We start from the raw sequence: 19,589 nt of genomic DNA, 5'->3' as shown, positions 1-19,589 counted from the left end.
CCTCCGCGCGCCCACGCCGGACCCCCGCCGGGTCGGGCCCGCGCGGCGGCGGGCATCCTGCCCGGCATGACCGAGCCAGCACAGAACACCGTGGAACCGGGCACCGTCGTCGTCGTCACGGGGGGTGCGCGGGGCATCGGCGCCGCGCTCACCGCTCACCTGACCGCGCAGGGGGCCGCCGTGGTGGTGGCCGACGTCGGGGACGCCGGTCCGCTGGTCGACCGGCTCACCGCCGAGGGGCGCCAGGTGAGCGCCGTGCAGACCGACGTCGCCGACGAGCAGTCCTGGGCCCGGCTGGTGTCGGCCGTCCTGGAGCGGCACGGCCGGGTCGACGCCCTGGTCAACAACGCCGCCATCTACATGGACCTGGGCGCCAAGTCACCGTTCACCGAGATCAGCGTGGCCGACTGGGACCGCGTCATGGCGGTGAACACCCGCGGGGTGTGGCTGGGCATGCGCGCCGTGCACCCGGCCATGCAGGAGCAGGGGCACGGCCGGATCGTCAACATCGCCTCCTCGACCGTGCACATGGGCGTGCCGTACTTCGCCCACTACACCGCCTCGAAGGGTGCGGTGATCGCCCTGACCCGCACGGTGGCCCGGGAGGTGGGCCGGGACGGCATCACGGTCAACGCGATCGCCCCGGGGCTGGTCGAGACCGAGGCGACGTTCTCGCTCAACGACCGGGACTACGTCGCCACGGCGGCCCGCGGGCGGGCCGTGCCGCGGCCGATGGTCCCCGAGGACCTCGGCCCGGCGATCTCCTTCCTGTGCTCACGCGGGAGCGGCTTCATCACCGGCCAGACGGTCGTGGTCGACGGCGGGGTCACCTTCGTCTGAGGGGGCACCGCCCTCGAACTCGACGTCGACGCGCTGGTGGCGGACCGCCTGCTGGGCCCGCGCGGCCTCGGCGTACACCCGCTCGTCGCCGTCGGTGAGGTCCTGGTGGTCGACGAACGGCGTCATCAGCGAGCGCGGGTAGAGGCCGTCGACCCGGACGACGTTGACCTCCACGCAGAGCACGAGCGCGACCGCGGCCAGGTAGATGAACGCGATCATGCCCAGGACGAGGGCGAACACCGCGTTCACGGCGCTGGCGTTGGCCACCACGCGGGCGACGTAGAAGCCGCCGAAGGACTGCAGCAGCTGCCAGAGCACCGCGGCCGACAGTGCGCCGGTCAGCACCTGGCCGACGGTGAGCCGGCGGGCGGTGGTGATCCGGAAGCCGAGGACGAAGACCCCGGCGTTGACGCCCACCGAGGCGACCGTCACGAGCACGTGCACCCAGCCGCTGAACCCCCCGCCGTAGGCCGCGGCGCCGCTGCCGAGCGCGGACAGGACGGTGCTGGCCAGCACGAGCACGCCGAGGGTGCACAGCAGCAGCAGGCTGCGGCCGCGGGCGGTGATCGGGTCCGGCCGGCTGTGCCGGGGCACGGCCCAGGCGGTGTTCATCGTGTGCTGGATGGCCTGGCCCAGCCCGAGGGCGCCGTAGAGCGCGACGAGGGCACCCACCAGGACGCCGACGAAGCCGCCGCCGAGCCGCTCGGGGCTGCCCAGCTGCGGCCCGATGACCGGGAACTCCGCCAGCGCCGAGTCGATCAGCCGCTGTTGCAGGTCGGGGTTGCCGGCCAGGACCCAGGCCAGGACCGTCGACATGAGCAGCAGCACGGGGAACAGCGCGAGGAAGCCGTAGTAGGTGATCAGCGCGGCGAGGAAGTGGGCGTCGTCGTCGGCGAACTTGTAGACCACCGCGATCGGGAACCCCAGCCCCGGGTGCCGCCGCTGGAAGCGGTCCAGCCGCTGCGCGATCGTCATGCCCTCCCCCTGTCCTCCGGCGCCCGGGGCACTACCCCGGTAGGAAGGTGACCATGGCCGACACCGCCCCGTCCCTCGCCGAGCTCGCGGCCGAGGAGGAGGAGCTGCAGTTCGCCGGCTTCTCCAACGACGACGCCTGGGAGCTCGGCTGCGCGCTGGTGGCCGCCGCCCGGCGGGACGACGCGCCGGTGGCCGTCGGCATCACCCGGCACGGCCAGCGCCTCTTCCACGCGGCGCTGCCCGGCACCGCCCCCGACAACGACTCCTGGATGGCGCGCAAGACGCGGGTGGTCGACCGGTTCGGCCACAGCAGCCTCTACGTCCGCCAGGCCTCGATCGAACGGGGCACCACGTTCGAGGCGGAGTTCGGGCTGGACCCGGCCCGCTACGCCGCGCACGGGGGCGCCTTCCCGGTGCGCGTGACCTCGGTGGGCCCGGTCGGCACCGTCGTCGTCTCCGGGCTGCCGCAGCTGGCCGACCACGCCATGGTGGTCGCGGCGATCCGCGCGCACCTGGCCCGCTGAGGCGCGCGGGCCGCCACCGGCCCCGCCGGCACCCGCCCGCGGACCGCTCACGGGGCCTCGTGCAGGGCGGCCCACAGCGCCGCGCGGACGCCGTCGGCCCCCCACGCGTTCGGTTCGATCACGTTGCAGAACCACGATCCCCGCCGCGCCGGCCGGGGTTCCGGGGAGGCGGGGTCGCCGGCCAGGACGCCGTGCCCGTGGAAGCGCCGGGCGATCTCCGCCACCGCCGCGCCGTGCCGGACCGCGACCGCGCGGAGGGCGTCGTTGAGCTCCGCGATCACGGCCGGGGCGTCCGGCCACGGGGGCAGCCCGAGCCGGGCGGCGTCGGCCGTGCCGTCGCTGGGGTCGTAGACCGTGCCGACGACCACCCGGCCGGACGGTGCGAGCAGGGTCGCGACGGTGCCGAGCGCCCGGTCCAGGGCCCGCTGCACCGAGGCGACGACCGCGCGCGCCCCGACGGTGTCCCCGTAGGCCGAGAGCAGGTCGTTGCCCCCGATCGTCACCGAGACCAGCGTCGGCCGCGCCGGAAGGGCGCGGAGCCGCGGCAGCTGGGCGTCCAGCAGCGTGCGGGTGGTCGCGCCGTCGGTCGCCAGCAGGGAGAACGCCGTCCGCGGGTCGGCGGTGAGGAGGTCGCGGCCCGACCACTCCGGGAAGTCGTCGTCCCGGTTGCGGACCAGCAGGCTGCACCCGCCGCGGCCCGGGCCGCCCGCGTAGTCGTCGATGGAGATGGAGTCGCCGAGCGCGACGTAGACCGGTTGCGCAGCCGCCATCCCCCCATCGTCCTGCAGCCGGCCGGTGACGTCCCGGAACGGGAGCGGCCGAGCGGCCGGCCGCGCCGCGGGTGGCTACCGTGGTCGAGGGACGGTCGCAGGGGGTGACGCGTGGACAGAGCCCAGCGGGACGGCGACGGCTCGGCAGCGTCTCGCCAGTACGTCCACGACGCGCTCGTGTTCAACTCGGCCGACCAGCTGGCGGCCGGGCTGGTGCCCTTCGTCCTGGACGGGTTCGCCGCCGGTGAGCCGGTCGTCGTGGCCGCCGGGGACGGGGCCGTCGACGTCCTGCGGCAGGCCGTGGGCGACGATCCGCGGCTGCGCGTGCTCGACCGCTCGGTGGCGTACCCGCGACGCACGGCGACGGCGATCGCCCGGTTCCGGCAGCTCGCGGCCGGCCATCCGGTCCCCGACGGCGCCCGGGTCCGGGTGGTCGGTGAGGCCGACGTCGGGCCGACCGAGCGGACCTGGCTCGAGTGGCAGCGCTACGACGCGGTGATCAACCAGGCCCTGGCCGACCGGCCCCTGTGGGGCCTGTGCCTGTTCGACGCCGGGCGACTGCCCGGCCCGGTCCTCGAGTCGGTCGAGCTCACCCACCCCACGCTGGTGACCGACGGCGGCCGGGTGCCGAGCCCCCGGTTCGTCGATCCCGCGCGGTACCTGCGGGAGCTCCCCATCCCCCCGGAGCCGCTGGAGGGAACGCCCCCTCGGCTGGCCGTGGCGGGCGTCGGGGACTTCGTCGCCCTGCGGCACGCGGTCACGGCCGAGCTCGCGACGGTGGCCGCCCCCCGGGACACGGTGGAGGACTTCCTGCTGGCCGTCGACGAGACCGCCTCGAACGCCGTCCGCCACGGCCGCCCGCCGGTGGACCTCACGCTGTGGGTCGGCGGCGACCGCCTGGTGTGCCGCATCCGGGACCGGGGGGACGGCCTGACCGACCCCTTCGCCGGGTACGGCCCGGCCCACGGCGAGGACCTCTCGCGCGGCGGGATGGGCGTGTGGCTGGCCCGCCAGCTCTGCGACCACGTCGACGTCTGCTCCGGCGCCGACGGCACCACGGTCCGGCTCACCACACGGGTCACCTGACCCCTCCGCGCCGTGTGACAGTGGCGGCATGCACCTGGTCCTGGAGTACACGCTCGCCGCGGACTACCTGGAGCGCCGGGCGGCGCTGCGGGACGAGCACCTGGCGCTGGCCCGGGCGGCGCACGAGCGCGGGGAGCTGCTGCTCGCCGGGGCGCTGCCCGACCCCTACGACCGGGCGCTGCTGGTGTGGACCGCGCCACGTGAGACGGTCGAGCGGTTCGTGGCGGCCGACCCCTACGTCGTCCGGGGGCTGGTGACGGGGTGGACGATCCGCCCCTGGAACGTGGTCGTGGGCTGAGCGCGCGGGCGGGACGGGCCCCGGCGGCCGGGGTGTGATGTGCTGCACACCCCGGAGCGCGCGTCGACGTCGTTCGTGGCGGCGACGGCGCCCGACCCCGGCCCACCGACGCACCGCGAGGAGCCTCCCGATGCCAAAGATGCGCTTCGGCCTGTTCATGCCCCCGTTCAACAGCCCGCCGACCCAGAACGCGACGACCTCGCTGCAGCGCGACGTCGAGACCATCCAGCTGCTCGACCAGCTGGGCTACGACGAGGTCTGGGTCGGGGAGCACCACTCCGCGGCCACCGAGATCATCGCCGACCCCCTGACCTTCCTCGCTCACGTCGGCCCGCTCACCCGCACCATCAAGCTCGGCACCGGGGTCGTCTCCATCCCGTACCACAACCCGCTGTGGATCGCCGACCGCGCGATCCTCGTGGACCACCTCACCCGCGGCCGCCTCATGCTCGGCGTCGGCCCGGGGTCGCTGCCCACGGACGCCGCCATGATCGGTCTCGAGCCCGCACAGCTGCGACCGGCACTGGCCGAGGACCTCGACGTGCTGATCCGGCTGCTGACCACCGACGAGCCGGTGTCGGTGGAGACCGACCGGTACCGGCTGGTGGAGGCCCGGTGTCAGCTGGCCCCGTACCAGGACCCCTGCTTCGAGATGGCGGTGGCCGCCACGGCCTCCCCCACCGGCCCGCGACTGGCCGGGAAGTACGGGCTGGGCATGCTGTCGGTCGGCGCGACCACGGAGATGGGCTTCGACGCCCTGGCCCTCCACTGGAACGTGCTGGAGGCCGAGGCCGCCGCGGCAGGGCAGGCCACCGACCGGTCCCGGTGGCGGCTGATGGGCCCGATGCACATCGCCGAGACCCGCGAGCAGGCCGTCGAGGACATCCGGTACGGCTTCGACGCGTTCGTCGAGTACACCCAGAAGACCCTCGCCCTGCCGCCGGTCCGCATCCCGGGCGACACCTTCGAGGAGCGGCTGGCCTGGATCGACGAGAGCGGCTGGGGCGTGGTCGGGACGCCCGACGACGCGATCGCGCAGATCCAGCGGCTGGTCGACCAGTCCGACGGCGGGTTCGGCTGCTACATCCTGCTGCAGCACGACTGGGCGAACTGGCAGGCCACCCAGCGGAGCTTCGAGCTGTTCGCCCGCCACGTGATGCCGGCGTTCCAGCCCTCGCAGAAGCGGCTGCTCGCCGCCGAGGCCTGGGCGCGCAGCAAGCACACCGAACTCGACGCCAAGAACGGCGCGGCCATCCAGGCGGCGACCGACAGGTACGCCCAGGAGAAGGCCGCCCAGCAGCCGGCCGGCGCCGGGCAGAGCTGACCGCTGGGGGCCGGCCGGGCGGGTGCCCGGCCGGCCTCGGCGCCGGGGCGACGACGGGCCGCGCCCCCGTCGGCAGGGGCACGCCCGGGGGTCACAGCTCCCGGACGTCGGCCTCCACGGCCTCGAACGCCTTGCGTGCGGCGATGAGCACCGGGTCCCAGACCGGGGAGAACGGCGGGGCGTAGGAGAGGTCCAGCGACAGGATCTCGTCGACCCCCATCTCGTTCCAGATGCAGATCGCGAGCGCGTCGATCCGCTTGGCCGACGCCTCCCGGCCGACGATCTGGGCGCCGAGCAGCCGCCCGTTGCGCCGCTCGGCGATCATCTTGACCCGGATCGGCTGCGCGCCGGGGAAGTAGCCGGCCTTGGTGGTCGAGTCGACCACCGCGGTCACGAAGGAGAAGCCGGCCGCCTCCGCCTCCGCCTCCGACAGCCCGGTGCGCGCCGCCTCGACGTCGCAGATCTTGGTGATCGCGGTGCCGATCACCCCGGGGAAGGTCGCGTAGCCGCCGCCGATGTTGATCCCGGCGACCCGGCCCTGCTTGTTGGCGTGGGTGCCCAGGGCGACCACCACCCGCTGGCCGGAGAGCCGGTGCCGGGACTCCACGCAGTCCCCCGCGGCCCACACGCCCTCGGCGTGGGTGCGCATCCGCGCGTCGACGGCGACGCCCCCGGAGATGCCCAGCGGGATGCCGGCCTCCTCGGCGAGCCGGACGGCGGGGCGCACCCCCAGGCCGAGCACCACCAGGTCGGCGGGGAGCTCCCGGCCGCTGGCGGTCACCACCGCCCGGGCCCGCCCGTCCGCGCCGACGTCGATGGCAGCGACCGGGTCCGAGAGCACCAGCTCGATGCCCTCGCGGCGCACCGCCTCGGTGACGAACTCCCCGATGTCGGGGTCGAAGGTGCCGATGGGGGTGGCCGACCGGTCGACGACGGTGACCGTCAGCCCGCGGACCCGGCAGGCCTCGGCGATCTCCAGGCCGATGTACCCGCCGCCCACCACGACCACCCGGCGCACGTGCCCGGCGTCGAGCTCGGCGCGCAGCGCCACCCCGTCGTCGAGGACCTGCACCCCGTAGACGCCCGCGGCGTCGATGCCCGGCACCGGCGGCCGCATGGGCACGCTGCCGGTGGCGTAGACCAGCTCGTCGAAGGGCTCCACCCCCGACCCGCCGTCCTCCAGGTCGCGCCAGTGCACGACCCGGCGGTCGAGGTCGATGCCGACCACCTCGGTGCGCATCCGGACGTCGAGGCCGGCCGCCCGGTGCTGCTCGGGGGTGCGGGCGACCAGTGCCGCCTCGCTCTCCACCGCACCACTGATCCAGTACGGGATCCCGCACGCGGAGTACGACGTCGCCCGCCCGCGCTCGAAGACGACGACGTCCAGGTCGCGCTGCCGCTTCCTCGCCTGCGACGCCGCGCTGGCCCCCGCGGCATCCCCTCCGACCACGACCACCCGTTTGCCCACGTCCGGACGGTAGGCGAGCCGGGCTCCGGCCGCGCCCCGATCAGGCGGGCAGCGGCTCCTCCACGCGCGGGGACTCCTCCCGCACCATCAGGTAGAGGAAGAACGAGACGATCATGATCCCGGCGGCGAGGAAGACGCCGGGCGCCCAGCTCCCCGTCGCGTCCCGCAGGATGCCGCTGACCACGGGGCTCAGGACGGCGCCGATCTCCGACACCAGGTTGAGCATCCCGAACGCCGCGCCGCGCTCGCCGATCGGCACCAGGTCCCCGGTGATGCCCTGGACGATCGGCTGGAGCGCGTTGAAGAAGACACCCGAGCTGAACAGCAGCAGGCCCAGCAGCGCCAGGGACGGCAGCTGGTCGTCGTCGCCCGAGATGCTCCACCCGAACACCACGACCAGCGCCGAGTAGACCGCGGTGCAGATCAGCGCGAGCGGCTTGCGGGCCCGGCCGCTGCGGACGGCGCGGTCGGCCAGCCACCCGCCGACCGGGAAGCCGAGGATGCCGGCGCCGGCGTTGAAGGCGGCGGTCAGTGCGGCGGCCAGCAGGCTGCTGTCGGCCGCCTCCCGCACGATCTGCACCGACCAGAAGCTGAAGAACCACAGGTTCCACAGGATGGCGATGTAGGCGACGTAGATCAGCCAGATGTTGCGGTTGAGCAGCGCCCCACCGCGGCCGGACCGCTGCACCCCGCGGACGATGACCGCCACGTAGACGACGGCGATGACCGAGGCCACGACGGCGGTGACCCACTCCGGCCAGGCGAAGGTGTCCGCGAGCAGGAACAGCCCCACGATGACGGCGAAGGTCGGCGCGGAGAACAGCAGCAGCCGCAGGAACGGCGGGCCCAGCCGGAGCGCGCCGCCCATGCGGGCCCGGAAGAAGCCGTACACGATCACGATGACGACGAAGGTGAAGGCGGCGAAGGCGAAGAACGGCATCCGCCAGGCCTCGTCGCCCATGCCCAGGGCGACGCCCCAGTCGATGAGGACCGGCGTCATGATGATGCCGAGGGTCAGGCCGATCGACAGGCCGGTGATCACCACGCCGAGGCCGAGCGTCCGCTTCTCCGCCGGCGTGTGGTTCATGATCAGGGTGCGGTCGTTGGAGTAGAAGACCCCCTCCCCCAGGCCGGTGAGCACGCGGGCGGCGACGAACGCGACCAGCCCGGTGACCAGACCGGAGACGACGGTGAGGACCGCCGCCGCGAGCAGCGACACCAGGATCATCTCGCGGTGGCCGAACCGGTCGCCCAGCCGTCCGCCCGGGTACTGGGTCAGCATGTAGCCGAGGAAGAACATCGAGCCGACCAGCCCGCCGAGGGTGGCGGGGTTCGCCGCGTCGCCGATGAAGCCCGCCTCGTTCTCGATCATCCAGGCGATGACCGGGCCGGTGAGCGTCCGGTCGGCGTAGCTGACGACCCAGCCGAGCAGCAGCACCGCCCAGAGGGCGCGGTAGGGCACGGGCACCCCGGTGCGCCCGGGGGTGCCGGCCGTGGCCTGCTCGGGTCCGCTCCGCGCCATCACCGCTCCCTGGGGCCGCCTCGGGGATGCGGATAGCCGACGGTGCGGCCGCCGAAACCGGCACCTGTCGAGCACGGGTGCGCGGCCGCCGGGCGGCACCTGGCAGGGTCCACCCACCGACGGCACCCGCGGGTGCGGCGGGCGGGCGGGACGGCGGGAGGCTGCGGTGGGCGACGGCGGGCGGGGCTGGCGGGAGGGCGTGCGGGACGGCGCACCCTACGGCGGGGCGGCGTTCGTGCTGGCGGTCTCCTTCGGCGTGGTCGCCACCGACGTGGGCATGCCCGCAGCGGCCGCGATCGTGATGTCCGCGCTGGTCTACTCGGGCTCCGGCCAGTTCGCCGCGCTGGGCATCGCCGGCGCCGGCGGCAGCGTCGCGGCGGCGGTCGGCGCGGCCGCGCTGGTCAGCTCCCGCTTCCTGCCGATGGGGTTCGCGCTCGGGCCGTCCCTGCGGGGCAGCCGGCTGCGCCGGGCGCTGGAGGGTCAGGCCACCGTCGACGCGTCCTGGGCGATGGCCGCCCGCGGCGACGGCCGGTACGACCGGGAGTACCTGTTCGGGCACTCGGCCGTGCAGTACGTGCCGTGGGTGCTCGGCACCGCCGCGGGCGTCCTCGTGCCGGCGCTGGACAGCCGGGCGCTGGGGCTGGACGCGGTGTTCCCCGCGTTCTTCCTCGGTCTGCTGGTCGCCGAGGTGCGCGACCGGCTGCGGCTGGGGGTCGCCCTCGCCGGGGCCGGCATCGCGCTGGCCCTGGTGCCGGTCGCCCCGCCGGGCCTGCCGGTGCTGGCCGCGAGCGCCGCCGCCCTCGTCGGCCTCCGGAGGCCCCGGTGAGCACCGGGACGGTCTGGGCGCTCATCGGCCTGTGCGTGCTGACCACCGCGCTGACCCGCGGCCTCGGTCCGGCGGTCACCGGCGACCGCGAGCTCCCGGCGCCCGTCGTGCGGGTCGTGGTGCTGCTGTCCTCCGGCCTGCTGGCCGCGCTGGTCGTCACCGCGGCGCTGGCCGACGGCACCCGGCTGCACGTCGGCGCGGACACCGCGGGCGTGGCGACCGCCGGGCTGCTGCTGTGGCGGCGGGCGCCCGTGCTGGTCGCCGTGCTGGCCGCGGCGGCGGTCACCGCCGGGTTGCGTGCCCTCGGGGTCGACTGACGGTCAGCGGTCCGGCAGGACCAGCCGGGTGCCCTCGGCACGGGTGAAGCGGGCCGCGTCGTCCGGGTCGCCCTCCCCGGTCCAGCGGGCGACGCCGGGATAGGGGAACAGCGGCCGGGTCTGCCGGACCTCGCCGTCCTCCGCCGTCCGGACGGCGGTGAGCACCTCCGGGGCGCGACCCTGCTCGACCCAGGCCACCAGTGCCTCGAACTGGCCGGTCGGCTGCGGTCCGGCGCCCCCGCCGCAGTGGCCCACGCCCGGGGCGAGGAACAGCCGGAGGAACCCGTCGGTGCGCTCGGCGCCCATCCGGGCGCGCACCCGCTCGTAGTAGTCGACCGTGCCCTGGAAGGGGATGCCGAAGTCGGCCGCACCGTGCCAGAGCAGGGCCTTGCCGCCGCGGCCGGCGAAGGCGCTGAGGTCCGGGTCGTCGGCGGCCAGGACGGCGGAGTACATCTCCACGGACCGGTCGAAGTAGGCCTCGAAGGCCTCCCGGGTCAGCGTGCGCCAGTCCCAGGACGGGTCCTGCTCGAGGAACAGGCTGATCCACCACACGTCGAACACGAACGGCTGCCCGACGAGCTCGCCGTCGACGACGGCGGTGTCGTTGAGGCCGGCGAAGGGCGCGCCGGGAGCCAGGCCGTACCAGAGGAAGCTGCCGTCGCGCCGGCGCGGACCCTCCCCGATCAGCCGGACGACCTCGACGTCGGCCTCGGTCAGCTCGCCGTCCGGCGTGGGCAGGCCGACCAGCGCGGCGAGGTCCACCTCCGCGCCGAGCGGGTCACCGACCACACCGTCGCGGACGCCGTCACCGACGAGGTCGCACTGGTCGACGATCGCGGCCAGCGCCGCCTCGAACTTCGCGGAGGACACCGGGTTGCCCGCCTCCAGCATCACCAGCTGGCCCCAGATCTGGCCCACCTGCATCCGCGGCCAGTTGATCGCCGGCGCCCCGGAGAGGACGCCGTCGTAGTCGGCCGGGTACCGCTGGGCGGTCATCAGGCCCTGCCGGCCGCCCGTGGAGCAGCCGTGGAAGTACGAGTACGCCGGCGGCTGCCCGTAGAAGGCTGTCACCACGGCCCTGGCGGCGACGGTCATGTCGTGGATGCCGAGGTGGCCGAAGTCCCGGATCGCCTGCCAGTCCAGCCGGCCACGGGCGTCGAGGGCGAAGGAGGCGGAGCCGTCGGGGTGCCCGGCGTCGGTGGCGGCGCAGGCGTAGCCCTCCCGCAGCGGCTCGAGCAGGGACTCCGCCGAGCCGCCGAGGAAGCCACCGCCACCGCGGCCCTGGAACCGGCCGTTCCACGAGTCCACCGGCAGGTGCACCCAGATCGTGACGCGGTCACCGGCGGGCGGGTGGGTGACGGTCAGCTGCACCCGGCAGGACGCGGGGGTCTCCGCGTCCCCCGGGTCGTCGACGACCGAGTCGACCGTCGTGTTCGGGAGGTCGAGCGAGGCGAGGCGGCGGGAGTCCCCGGGAACCGGCATGCGGCGACCCTGTCAGCGCGGACGTCCGCGAGGCGCACCGCCTTCCGCCTGCGGGAACGGTCAGTCGGCGCGGACGCGGGCCTGCGGCCGGACCTCACGGGCTCCCGACAGCTCGTGCCCGGCGTCGCACACCAGGGCCAGGTGCACCGGTTCGCCGCAGTCGCGGTGCCGGAGCTCCAGCGGCGCGTCCTCGCCGTCGGCCAGGTACCGGTCGCCCCACTGCATCAACGCGACCAGCGTCGGGTAGAGGTCGATGCCCTTCGGCGTCAGCCGGTACTCGTGGCGCTGCCGCTCGCCCTGGGCCTGGTAGGGCACCCGGCGCAGGATGCCCTGCTCGACGAGCGTGCCGAGCCGGTCGGTGAGCACCGCCCGGGGAGCGCCGAGCACCCGCTGGAAGTCCGCGAAGCGGCGCACGCCGAGGAACGCCTCGCGGAGGACCAGCAGGCTCCACTTCTCGCCGACGACGGCCAGCGTGCCGGCCACCGAGCACCGCGACCGGTCCCACAGCGCTTCGCTCACCACGTCAGCATATCCGCCTGAGTTCACTTGACGAACTCACTCGATCGGAGCACAGTTCATCCTACGAACTCAGGAGGCCGGGATGGACATCGCCGTTCCCACGAGACCGGTCCGGCCCGACGACGGACCGCGGTTCTGCCGGCTGTGGAGCCGACTGTCCCGCGAGACGGTCTACCGCCGGTTCCACGCGCCACTCGTGGCGCCTCCGCCGGGCGCACTCCCCCACCTGGTGGCCGTCGACCACGACCGGCGCGAGGCGCTGGTGGCCGTCGTCGGCGACGAGGTGGTCGGCGTGGCCCGCTACGACCGGTCCCCCGCCGACCCCGCCACGGCCGAGGTCGCCGTGGTCGTCGAGGACGGCTGGCAGGGCGTGGGCGTCGGCCGCCAGCTGCTCGGCGAGCTCCTCGACCTCGCCCGGCGCCGCGGCGTCTGCGCCGTGACCGCGTCCGTGCAGGCCGACAACGACCGTGTGGTCGCCCTCGTCCGCCGGCTGCTGCCCGCGGCGACCCTCCGCGTCGAGGCAGGCAGCTACGCCGTCTCCAGCCCGCTCCCAGGCGCGCCGGCCCTCGCCGGCGCCTGAACCCGGAGGAACCGCCATGTCCCGCCTGCGCACCGCCCTGGCCGAACGACGCCGGATCCGCGCCCGGCTGCGCGAGGAACGCGCGTTCGAGCAGATCGTCGCCGCCGCTCCCACGATGGAGTCCGCGCACGAGCTGCGCTCCCTCGCCACGCGTCGCTGAGCGCCGCTCAGCCGGTCAGCGCGCCGTAGATCCGGGCCAGGTCGGCCAGCTGGTGGTGGGCGTTGAGCCCGCTCGGGTTGGGCACCGCCCACGTCTCCACCCCGCCGATCCGCTCCGGCTGCCGCCCCAGCACGGCACCCGGCCGGCTGAAGCCCGCCCGGTAGGCGGTGATGCCGAGGACGGCGAGCACCCGCGGCCGGTACCGGGCCACCAGCTCGGCGAGCGCGGCCGCGCCGTCGCGGAGCTCCGCCGGGGACAGCTCGGCCGCCGTCCGGGTGGGCCGGTCGACCAGGTTGGTCACGCCCAGGCCGTAGCGCAGCAGCTCACGGTCCTCCTCCGGCGCCAGCCGCCGCGGGGTCAGCCCGGCCAGGTGCAGCGCCGGCCAGAACCTGTTGCCCGGCCGCGCGAAGTGGTGCCCGCCGGCCGCCGACGCCAGCGACGGGTTGATCCCGCAGAACAGCAGCTCCAGGTCGGGCGCGAGCACGTCGGGGACCGGCTTGGCCGCGCCGCCCCGCGGGCCGTCGGCGACTCCGGCGGACACGCGGCGAGCGTAGCGACGCAGTTGCCGTCCCGCCCCGGACGGCCGAGGCTCGCAGCCGGCCCACCCCCACCCCCAGGAGTGCCATGCGTCCCGATCCGCCCGACCCCGCCGCGCCGTCCGCCGACCCGCAGGCGGCGGTGACGATCACCCGGGACCTGCCCTACGCCGAGCGCGACGGCGTCCCGCTGCAGCTGGACCTCTACGTCCCGCGAACCGTCGGGCCCCCGCCGGTGTGCGTCTACCTGCACGGCGGCGGCTGGCTGCGCGGCTCGCGGAGCGACCGGGCGACCGAGCGACTGCTGCCCGTGGCGGCGACGGGCGTGGCCGTCGCCGCCGTCTCGTACCGGCTGAGCGGGCAGGCGGTCTTCCCCGCGCAGCTCGAGGACGTCCGGTCCGCGGTGCGCTGGCTGCGGGCGTCCGGCGCCGGGCACGGGGTCGACGCCCGGCGCGTCGGCGTCTGGGGCGCCTCGGCGGGCGGACACCTCGCCGCCCTGGCCGGGCTGTGCCCCGACCCGCGGGACGGCGAGGCCGGCGACAGCTCGGTGCAGGGCGTGGTGACCTTCTTCCCCACCACGGACCTGCTCGCCCGCGGCACCGACACCCCCGAGGGGCCGCCCCCGCCGTTCATCAGCGGCCCGCCGCTGGTGCCCTCCTTCGAGGCCCGGCTGCTGGGGCTGGAGCGTGCGGCCGACGACCCGGAGCGGGCCCGCGCGGCCAGCCCCCTCACCCACGTCCGGGCCGGCGCCCCGCCGTTCCTCCTCCTGCACGGCGACGCCGACGGGCTGGTGCCCTCCAGCCACAGCCGGCGGCTGGCCCAGGCACTGCGCGCGGCGGGGGTCCCGACGACGTTCCTGCTGCTGGGCGGGGCCAACCACGAGGACCCCGCGTTCGACACCCCCGCCACCCTCGGAGCCGTCAGCGGCTTCCTCCGCGCCGCGCTCACCTGAGCGGGGACCACGGACGCCGACCCGATGCTCCCGCCGACGGCTCGCCCTTGCCCCGCCGGGCGTCGCGGGCCAGGGTCGCCCCCATGGGCGCTGACGACCGACTGCGCGAGCTGGGCCTCGAGCTGCCCGAGCCGCTGGCCCCGCGGGGGAACTACGCACCCGCGGTGCGGGCCGGCGACCAGCTGTACCTGTCCGGCCTCGGTCCGGTGCGGCCGGACGGCAGCCTGCTGACCGGGAAGGTGGGCGACGGCGGCCTGGACCTGGCCACCGGACGGGAGGCAGCCCGGCTGGTCGGGTTGCAGATCCTCGCCCGGCTGCGGGCCGAGCTCGGCGACCTCGACCGCGTCGCCCAGGTGCTGAAGCTCTTCGGGATGGTCAACTGCGCGCCCGGGTTCACCCGGATGCCGGCCGTGGTCGACGGCTGCTCCGACCTGCTGGTCGACGTGCTCGGGGAGGCCGGCCGGGGTGCCCGCTCGGCGGTCGGGATGGCCGCGCTGCCCTTCGACATCGCGGTGGAGATCGACGCCGTCGTCCTCGTCGCCGCCTGACCGTCGCGCCGCCCCGGCGCGTCCGGTGGTTGGCTGCGGGCATGGACGAGCAGGCCGTGCGGCAACTGGTGGACGCCCTCCCCGCGGGCGTCGTCCTGACCGATCCGGCCTCCACCGAGGCCTACCGGCGGGACTGGACCCGCGCCGAGGACGCCGGGACCCCGCTCGCCGTCGTCCGGGCCCGCACCGCCGACCACGTGCGGGCCGCGCTGCGCTGGGCGTCGGAGCACCGGGTGCCGGTCGTCCCCCGCGGGACCGGTACCGGCCTGTCCGGCGGGGCGACGGCGGTCGAGGGGTGCCTCGTGGTCAGCACGGAAGCGATGACCGCCGTCGAGGTGGACCCGGTCACCCGCACCGCGACCGCGGAGCCCGGCGCGCTCAACGCGGCGGTCAAGGCGGCCGCCGCCGAGCACGGACTCTGGTACCCCCCGGACCCGGGTTCCTTCCGCATCTCCTCGATCGGCGGCAACGTCGCCACCGACGCCGGCGGCATCTGCTGCGTCAAGTACGGGGTGACCCGCGACTACGTCCTCGGGCTCGACGTCGTCCTGCCCGACGGGCGGCTGGTCGGCCTGGGTGGCCGCACGATCAAGGACGTCGCCGGCCTGCCGCTGCTGCGGCTGTTCGTCGGCAGCGAGGGCACGCTCGGCGTCATCACCCGCGTGGTGCTCCGGCTGGTCCCCCGGCAGGAGCCGGCCGCCACCCTCGTCGCCTGGTTCGACAGCCCGCGGGACGCCGGCACCGCCGTCGTCGCCATGGGCGCACGCACCCGCCCGTCGATGCTGGAACTGCTCGACCGGGCAGCGGTGAACGCGGTCGAGGACTTCCGGCCGATGGGCCTGGACCGCACCGCCGGCGCGCTGCTCATCGCGCAGTCCGACGCGCCGGGACCGGCTCGCGCGGCGGACCTCGAGTTCATGGCCGGGTGCGCCACCGCCGCCGGCGCCCGCGAGGTGCACGCCACCGACGACCCGGTCGAGGGCGAGGCGTTCCTGGAGGCCCGCCGCGCGACCGGACCGGCCCTGGACGCGCGCGGGCCGCAGCTGGCCGAGGACGTCTGCGTGCCCGTGGACCGGCTGCCCGACGTCCTCGAGCGGATCCAGGTGATCGCCGGGGAGTTCGCCGTGGAGATCCCGGTCTTCGCGCACGCCGGCGACGGGAACCTGCACCCGGTGGTGCTCTACCGGAGCGAGGACCCGGGCAGCGTCCAGCGGGCGCGGGACGCCTTCACCGACGTCATGCGGGCGGCGATCGCCGCCGGCGGCACGATCACCGGCGAGCACGGCGTCGGCCGGGCCAAGCGGGCGGTCCTGCCCGAACAGCTCGGGCCCGACGTCCTCGAGCTGACCCGCCGCATCCGCTCGGCCGTGGACCCGCTGGGGATCATGAACCCCGGCGCGATCTGCTGAACCCTCGCCGGACGGCGGGTCAGGCCGCCGTCCGCCGCCCCGGCACCGCGGCCGTCCGCGCCGGGAGCGTCCGCACGTCGGCGTCGCGCTCCGCCCCGAGCCCGGCGAGCCGCTCCGGCCGGTCGGCCAGGGAGCGGGCGGCCCGGGCGAAGCGCCGGGCCAGCACCACGCCCGGTTCGCCGGCGACCGGCCCGAGCTCGGTGCCGGCCAGCCGCTCGAGCGTGGCGACCACCTCCGCGGCCCGGTCGAGCCCGGTCCCGCCCTCCACCGCGTCGGCCACCAGCCAGGCCAGCTCGTCCAGCGCGGCCGGCTGCGTCGTCCCAGCGGTCATGACACCCACCTCCGTCGATCCGTCCCGATGCGGACGACGCTCGTCCCATCCGCCGCCCGCTACCAGTGGCAGGACCGGCAGACATCGCAACGGAACTGCCACCGGCTTCCGCCCGGCGGGTGCTGTCTCGAAATGAGACCGGACGGCCGGTGAGGATCCGTACCGTGGCGGGCGGAGACGCGGATCACACCAGGACAGCGGAGGCGACAGGCGTGGCAGCAGGAACCGACGACGAGCTCAGCATCGGCATCAACCTGGGCTTCGGGAAGCTCGACCCCGACCTCACCGACGAGCAGCTGTACGAGGGCGAGCTGGACCTCGCCGTCCGGGCCGACGCCCTCGGCTACGACAGCGTCTGGGTGGTCGAGCACCACTTCGAGGACTACTCGCTGTGCCCCGACAACCTGCTGCTGCTGGCGCACCTCGCCGGTCGCACCCAGCAGGTGAAGCTGGGCACCGGCGCGGTGATCGTCCCCTGGAACGACCCGCTGCGGGTGGCCGAGAAGGCGCTCATGCTCGACACCATCTCCGGCGGCCGGCTGGTGCTGGGGCTGGGCCGCGGCCTGTCCCGCAAGGAGTACGTGCCCTTCCGCATCCCCCTCGACGAGACCCGCGAGCGCTTCGACGAGGCCGCGCCGATGATCTTCGAGGCGCTGGAGACCGGCGTCATCGAGGGCGGGGGCCCCTTCTACCCGCAACCGCGCGCCGAGCTGCGCCCGCGACCGCGGGCCAGCTTCCGTGGCCGTCGCTACGTGGTGGCCGGCTCCCCCGACTCGCTGGTCATGGCCGCGAAGCTCGAGGCGCAGATGATGTCGTTCATCGTCCGCCCGGTGCCCGCGCTCATGCCGAACTTCACCCGCTACCGCGAGCTGTTCGAGGCCGAGCACGGCCGGGTCGCCCCGCCGATCTCGCTGAACGTGAACATGTACTGCCACGAGGACGACGAGCTGGCCCGCGAGCGGCACTTCCGCTACGTCAACCGGTTCTTCATGTCCAACGTCGACCACTACGAGATGGCCGGCGAGCACTTCGCGACCACCAAGGGGCACGAGCGGTACGCCGAGAGCGCCGCCTACTTCCGCGAGATCGGGCTGGAGAAGGCCGCCAACGACTACGCCGCGACCGCGTTGTGGGGCAGCCCCGAGCGGATCCTCGGCCAGATCGAGGCCATCCGCGACGTGCTCGGCGACTACGAGCTGGTCGTCGCGCCGTGCTTCGGTGGCATGCCCTACGACGAGGCGCAGGCGAGCCTGGAGCTCTTCGCCCGCGAGGTCATGCCGACGGCGCGCGGCCTGCGCCGCGCCCCGGTCGGCGCCTCCGCGTAACGGTGCCGGCGTCCTCCTCCGCCGGCGGTCCGCGGGCGCCGCGGACCGCCGCGGAGTGGGACGCCGTCCGCGCGGCGAAGGCCGAGCTCCTGACCCGCGACCCGTTCTCGCTCAGCCCGGCCGACGCCCCGGGGGTCCGCCCCGAGGTGGTTCGGTCGTGGCGCCGGTCCCTGCTCGCCGGCGTCGACCCGGCGGCCACCCGCTTCCCCGTGGACGACGAGTTCGTGGCCGGCACGAGGCTCGCGGCGGTCGCGCAGCCGATCCTCGACCGGCTCGCCGACCAGATCTCCGACCTCGGGTCCTGGGGCTTCCTCACCGACCGGGCCTGCCGCCTGCTCACGGCCGTCGTGGGCGAGCTGCCGCCGCCGGGCCGCTTCCTGGAGATGGACCTGCGGCCGGGCACGGTCTTCGCCGAGGACGTCATCGGCACCAACGGGCTGGGCTGCGCGCACGAGGAGCAGCGCGCCTTCCTGATCTCCGGCACCGAGCACCTCCGCAGTGACAGCGAGGTGCTGACCACGACCGGCGTGCCCCTCCGCGATCCGTTCACCCGGCGGTACGCGGGCACGCTGGGCGTGCACTGCCGGCGCGAGTACGCGTCGGCGGCCGTGCTGCCGCTGGTGGTGGAGATCGGCCGGTCGATCGAGGCGCAGCTGCTGGCCAGCCGCAGCGACGGCGAGCGCGACTTCTTCGACGCCTTCCTCCGCGTGCAGCGGCGGTCCCGGGGCGCGGTCGTCGGCGTCACCGCGCAGCTCCTGGTGCTGGGCTCACGGGCCCGCGAGCTGGTCCGCGAGCCGGACGAGGCGCTGCTGCGCCGGATCGCCGAGGAGACCGGCCCGGCCGGCCGCACGGTGCGCCGCCGGCTGGCCTCGGGGACGACGGTCACGGTCACCGTGGTCCCGGTCGAGGCGCCGCGCGGCTCGTGGGCCGCCGTCCTCGTCCTGGACCCGGTCGGCGGCGGAGGCGGGAGCACGCCCGCGGCGCACCTCCCCGCGCCCGCGTCCGCCGACCTGCCCGCCCAGCTGGCCCGGGCGCTGGGCGCCGGCTCCCCCGTGCTGCTCACCGGCGAGCGGGGCAGCGGCAAGCGGCACTCGGCACGGGCCGCCCTGCGGGCCCGCGCCGGGGACGCCCCGGTGGCCGAGCTGGAGGCCGCGCTCGCCCGCACCGACCCCGGGGGCTGGCTGCGCGACCTGACGGTGGCCCTGCGGGACGACGGCAGCGCCGTCCTGCTCGCCGGCCTCTCCGAGCTGCCCGATGCCCTGGCCGCACCCGTCGCCGCCCTGGTCGCCGGTGCCCGCGGCCCGGTGGTCGCCACCGCGTCCGAGGACGGCGACACCACCGGCGGCGCGGTCCGGGTCCGCGAGGCCTTCCCGGTCGTGCTCGGCCAGCCGCCGCTGCGCGAGCGCCGGGCCGAGTTCCCGCAGCTGTGCCGCGCGGTCCTCGCCGACCTGGCCGAGCGGGACGGCCGCCCGGCGACCCTGGCGCCGCGCGCGGCGGCGGCCCTGCAGGGCGGCGACTGGCCGGGCAACGTGCGCCAGCTGCTCCAGGTGCTGGCCACGGCCCGGCTCCGCGCGACGGGCCCCGAGATCGGCGTCGAGGACCTGCCCGCGCACCACCGCGCGGCGCCGCCCGGCCGGCCACTGGGCGAGCTGGAACGGCTGGAGCGGCAGGCACTGGTGACCGCCCTCCGCGAGGCCGGCGGCGACCGCACCGCCGTCGCCGCCCGGCTCGGGATCTCCCGGGCCACCGTCTACCGCAAGCTCAAGCGCTGGTCGCTGCACTGACCGCCGCCGGGGA

At 75.6% G+C, this 19,589-nt stretch carries 22 protein-coding genes; 14 read left to right on the top strand and 8 right to left on the bottom strand.

Annotated features, from left to right (window positions below):
- Window positions 1-66 precede the first annotated feature (66 nt).
- Window positions 67-840: an SDR family NAD(P)-dependent oxidoreductase gene (locus tag GCU56_RS00900; RefSeq protein WP_163479621.1), complete on the top strand. Its 774-nt coding sequence runs from the start codon at window positions 67-69 to the stop codon at window positions 838-840.
- Here the strand turns inward: GCU56_RS00900 and GCU56_RS00895 are convergent.
- The gene (locus GCU56_RS00895; protein WP_163479620.1) at window positions 775-1,815 is read right to left on the bottom strand and encodes a YihY/virulence factor BrkB family protein; all 1,041 of its coding nucleotides are present in this window, start codon (window positions 1,813-1,815) and stop codon (window positions 775-777) included. The two genes, GCU56_RS00900 and GCU56_RS00895, sit on opposite strands and share 66 nt — an antisense overlap.
- A gap of 53 nt (window positions 1,816-1,868) precedes the next feature.
- On the opposite strand from GCU56_RS00895, the gene GCU56_RS00890 reads away from it, so the two are divergent.
- The gene (locus GCU56_RS00890) at window positions 1,869-2,339 is read left to right on the top strand and encodes a heme-degrading domain-containing protein (RefSeq protein ID WP_163479619.1); all 471 of its coding nucleotides are present in this window, start codon (window positions 1,869-1,871) and stop codon (window positions 2,337-2,339) included.
- 47 nt (window positions 2,340-2,386) lie between these two features.
- Here GCU56_RS00890 and GCU56_RS00885 read toward each other — a convergent pair whose 3' ends face one another.
- Window positions 2,387-3,109, bottom strand: a complete 723-nt coding sequence (locus GCU56_RS00885; protein WP_163479618.1) for an SGNH/GDSL hydrolase family protein — start codon at window positions 3,107-3,109, stop codon at window positions 2,387-2,389.
- Window positions 3,110-3,220: 111 nt separating this feature from the next.
- Between GCU56_RS00885 and GCU56_RS00880 the strand changes: the two genes are divergently transcribed.
- The 3 genes from GCU56_RS00880 (at window position 3,221) to GCU56_RS00870 (ending at window position 5,817) form a co-directional block, all read left to right on the top strand.
- Window positions 3,221-4,195: an anti-sigma factor RsbA family regulatory protein gene (locus GCU56_RS00880; protein ID WP_163479617.1), complete on the top strand. Its 975-nt coding sequence runs from the start codon at window positions 3,221-3,223 to the stop codon at window positions 4,193-4,195.
- A 28-nt stretch (window positions 4,196-4,223) separates the two neighbouring features.
- Window positions 4,224-4,493: a YciI-like protein gene (locus GCU56_RS00875; RefSeq protein WP_163479616.1), complete on the top strand. Its 270-nt coding sequence runs from the start codon at window positions 4,224-4,226 to the stop codon at window positions 4,491-4,493.
- A gap of 130 nt (window positions 4,494-4,623) precedes the next feature.
- Complete coding sequence (locus GCU56_RS00870) at window positions 4,624-5,817, top strand: LLM class flavin-dependent oxidoreductase (RefSeq protein WP_163479615.1); 1,194 nt, start codon at window positions 4,624-4,626, stop codon at window positions 5,815-5,817.
- A 91-nt stretch (window positions 5,818-5,908) separates the two neighbouring features.
- Here GCU56_RS00870 and GCU56_RS24945 read toward each other — a convergent pair whose 3' ends face one another.
- Together GCU56_RS24945 and GCU56_RS00860 are read right to left on the bottom strand one after the other, a co-directional pair.
- Window positions 5,909-7,285, bottom strand: a complete 1,377-nt coding sequence (locus GCU56_RS24945) for an FAD-dependent oxidoreductase (protein ID WP_163479614.1) — start codon at window positions 7,283-7,285, stop codon at window positions 5,909-5,911.
- Window positions 7,286-7,325: 40 nt separating this feature from the next.
- Window positions 7,326-8,807: an MFS transporter gene (locus GCU56_RS00860; protein ID WP_163479613.1), complete on the bottom strand. Its 1,482-nt coding sequence runs from the start codon at window positions 8,805-8,807 to the stop codon at window positions 7,326-7,328.
- Window positions 8,808-8,973: 166 nt separating this feature from the next.
- Between GCU56_RS00860 and GCU56_RS24940 the strand changes: the two genes are divergently transcribed.
- Both GCU56_RS24940 and GCU56_RS24935 read left to right on the top strand, forming a co-directional pair.
- Window positions 8,974-9,633 (top strand): AzlC family ABC transporter permease, encoded by a 660-nt coding sequence (locus GCU56_RS24940; RefSeq protein WP_163479612.1) that lies wholly within the window; start codon window positions 8,974-8,976, stop codon window positions 9,631-9,633.
- Window positions 9,630-9,950: an AzlD domain-containing protein gene (locus GCU56_RS24935; RefSeq protein WP_163479611.1), complete on the top strand. Its 321-nt coding sequence runs from the start codon at window positions 9,630-9,632 to the stop codon at window positions 9,948-9,950. Before GCU56_RS24940 ends, GCU56_RS24935 begins: the two co-directional genes overlap by 4 nt.
- Window positions 9,951-9,953: 3 nt before the next feature.
- Here the strand turns inward: GCU56_RS24935 and GCU56_RS00845 are convergent, their stop codons facing one another.
- Together GCU56_RS00845 and GCU56_RS00840 are read right to left on the bottom strand one after the other, a co-directional pair.
- A complete protein-coding gene (locus tag GCU56_RS00845; protein WP_163479610.1) occupies window positions 9,954-11,432 on the bottom strand; it encodes a tannase/feruloyl esterase family alpha/beta hydrolase in 1,479 nt (492 codons plus the stop codon).
- Window positions 11,433-11,492: 60 nt separating this feature from the next.
- Window positions 11,493-11,951: a winged helix-turn-helix transcriptional regulator gene (locus tag GCU56_RS00840; protein ID WP_345771563.1), complete on the bottom strand. Its 459-nt coding sequence runs from the start codon at window positions 11,949-11,951 to the stop codon at window positions 11,493-11,495.
- A gap of 82 nt (window positions 11,952-12,033) precedes the next feature.
- On the opposite strand from GCU56_RS00840, the gene GCU56_RS00835 reads away from it, so the two are divergent.
- Window positions 12,034-12,531, top strand: coding sequence for a GNAT family N-acetyltransferase (locus tag GCU56_RS00835; protein WP_163479608.1), 498 nt, complete (start codon window positions 12,034-12,036; stop codon window positions 12,529-12,531).
- Between the two features lie 16 nt (window positions 12,532-12,547).
- Window positions 12,548-12,691, top strand: a complete 144-nt coding sequence (locus tag GCU56_RS00830; RefSeq protein ID WP_163479607.1) for a hypothetical protein — start codon at window positions 12,548-12,550, stop codon at window positions 12,689-12,691.
- Between the two features lie 7 nt (window positions 12,692-12,698).
- On the opposite strand, the gene mug is transcribed toward GCU56_RS00830, so the two are convergent.
- Window positions 12,699-13,232, bottom strand: coding sequence for a G/U mismatch-specific DNA glycosylase (gene mug / locus GCU56_RS00825; protein ID WP_163479606.1), 534 nt, complete (start codon window positions 13,230-13,232; stop codon window positions 12,699-12,701).
- Between the two features lie 83 nt (window positions 13,233-13,315).
- On the opposite strand from mug, the gene GCU56_RS00820 reads away from it, so the two are divergent.
- The 3 genes from GCU56_RS00820 (at window position 13,316) to GCU56_RS00810 (ending at window position 16,136) form a co-directional block, all read left to right on the top strand.
- A complete protein-coding gene (locus GCU56_RS00820; RefSeq protein ID WP_163479605.1) occupies window positions 13,316-14,179 on the top strand; it encodes an alpha/beta hydrolase in 864 nt (287 codons plus the stop codon).
- Between the two features lie 83 nt (window positions 14,180-14,262).
- Window positions 14,263-14,727: a RidA family protein gene (locus GCU56_RS00815; protein ID WP_163479604.1), complete on the top strand. Its 465-nt coding sequence runs from the start codon at window positions 14,263-14,265 to the stop codon at window positions 14,725-14,727.
- A 41-nt stretch (window positions 14,728-14,768) separates the two neighbouring features.
- Window positions 14,769-16,136 (top strand): FAD-binding oxidoreductase, encoded by a 1,368-nt coding sequence (locus GCU56_RS00810; RefSeq protein ID WP_163479603.1) that lies wholly within the window; start codon window positions 14,769-14,771, stop codon window positions 16,134-16,136.
- Between the two features lie 19 nt (window positions 16,137-16,155).
- On the opposite strand, the gene GCU56_RS00805 is transcribed toward GCU56_RS00810, so the two are convergent.
- Window positions 16,156-16,467 carry a hypothetical protein gene (locus GCU56_RS00805; protein ID WP_163479602.1) on the bottom strand — a complete coding sequence of 104 codons (312 nt, stop codon included), beginning with the start codon at window positions 16,465-16,467 and terminating at the stop codon, window positions 16,156-16,158.
- Between the two features lie 212 nt (window positions 16,468-16,679).
- Here GCU56_RS00805 and GCU56_RS00800 point away from each other — a divergent pair, with 212 nt between their 5' ends.
- Both GCU56_RS00800 and GCU56_RS00795 read left to right on the top strand, forming a co-directional pair.
- Complete coding sequence (locus GCU56_RS00800; protein WP_163479601.1) at window positions 16,680-17,792, top strand: LLM class flavin-dependent oxidoreductase; 1,113 nt, start codon at window positions 16,680-16,682, stop codon at window positions 17,790-17,792.
- Between the two features lie 2 nt (window positions 17,793-17,794).
- Complete coding sequence (locus GCU56_RS00795) at window positions 17,795-19,576, top strand: helix-turn-helix domain-containing protein (protein WP_163479600.1); 1,782 nt, start codon at window positions 17,795-17,797, stop codon at window positions 19,574-19,576.
- Window positions 19,577-19,589: the final 13 nt, after the last annotated feature.

The organism is Geodermatophilus sabuli, assembly GCF_010686765.1.
GTDB lineage: Bacteria > Actinomycetota > Actinomycetes > Mycobacteriales > Geodermatophilaceae > Geodermatophilus > Geodermatophilus sabuli_A.
The sequence above is the reverse complement of the archived record's forward strand: the minus strand, read 5'-3'. Positions and strand labels throughout refer to the sequence as shown.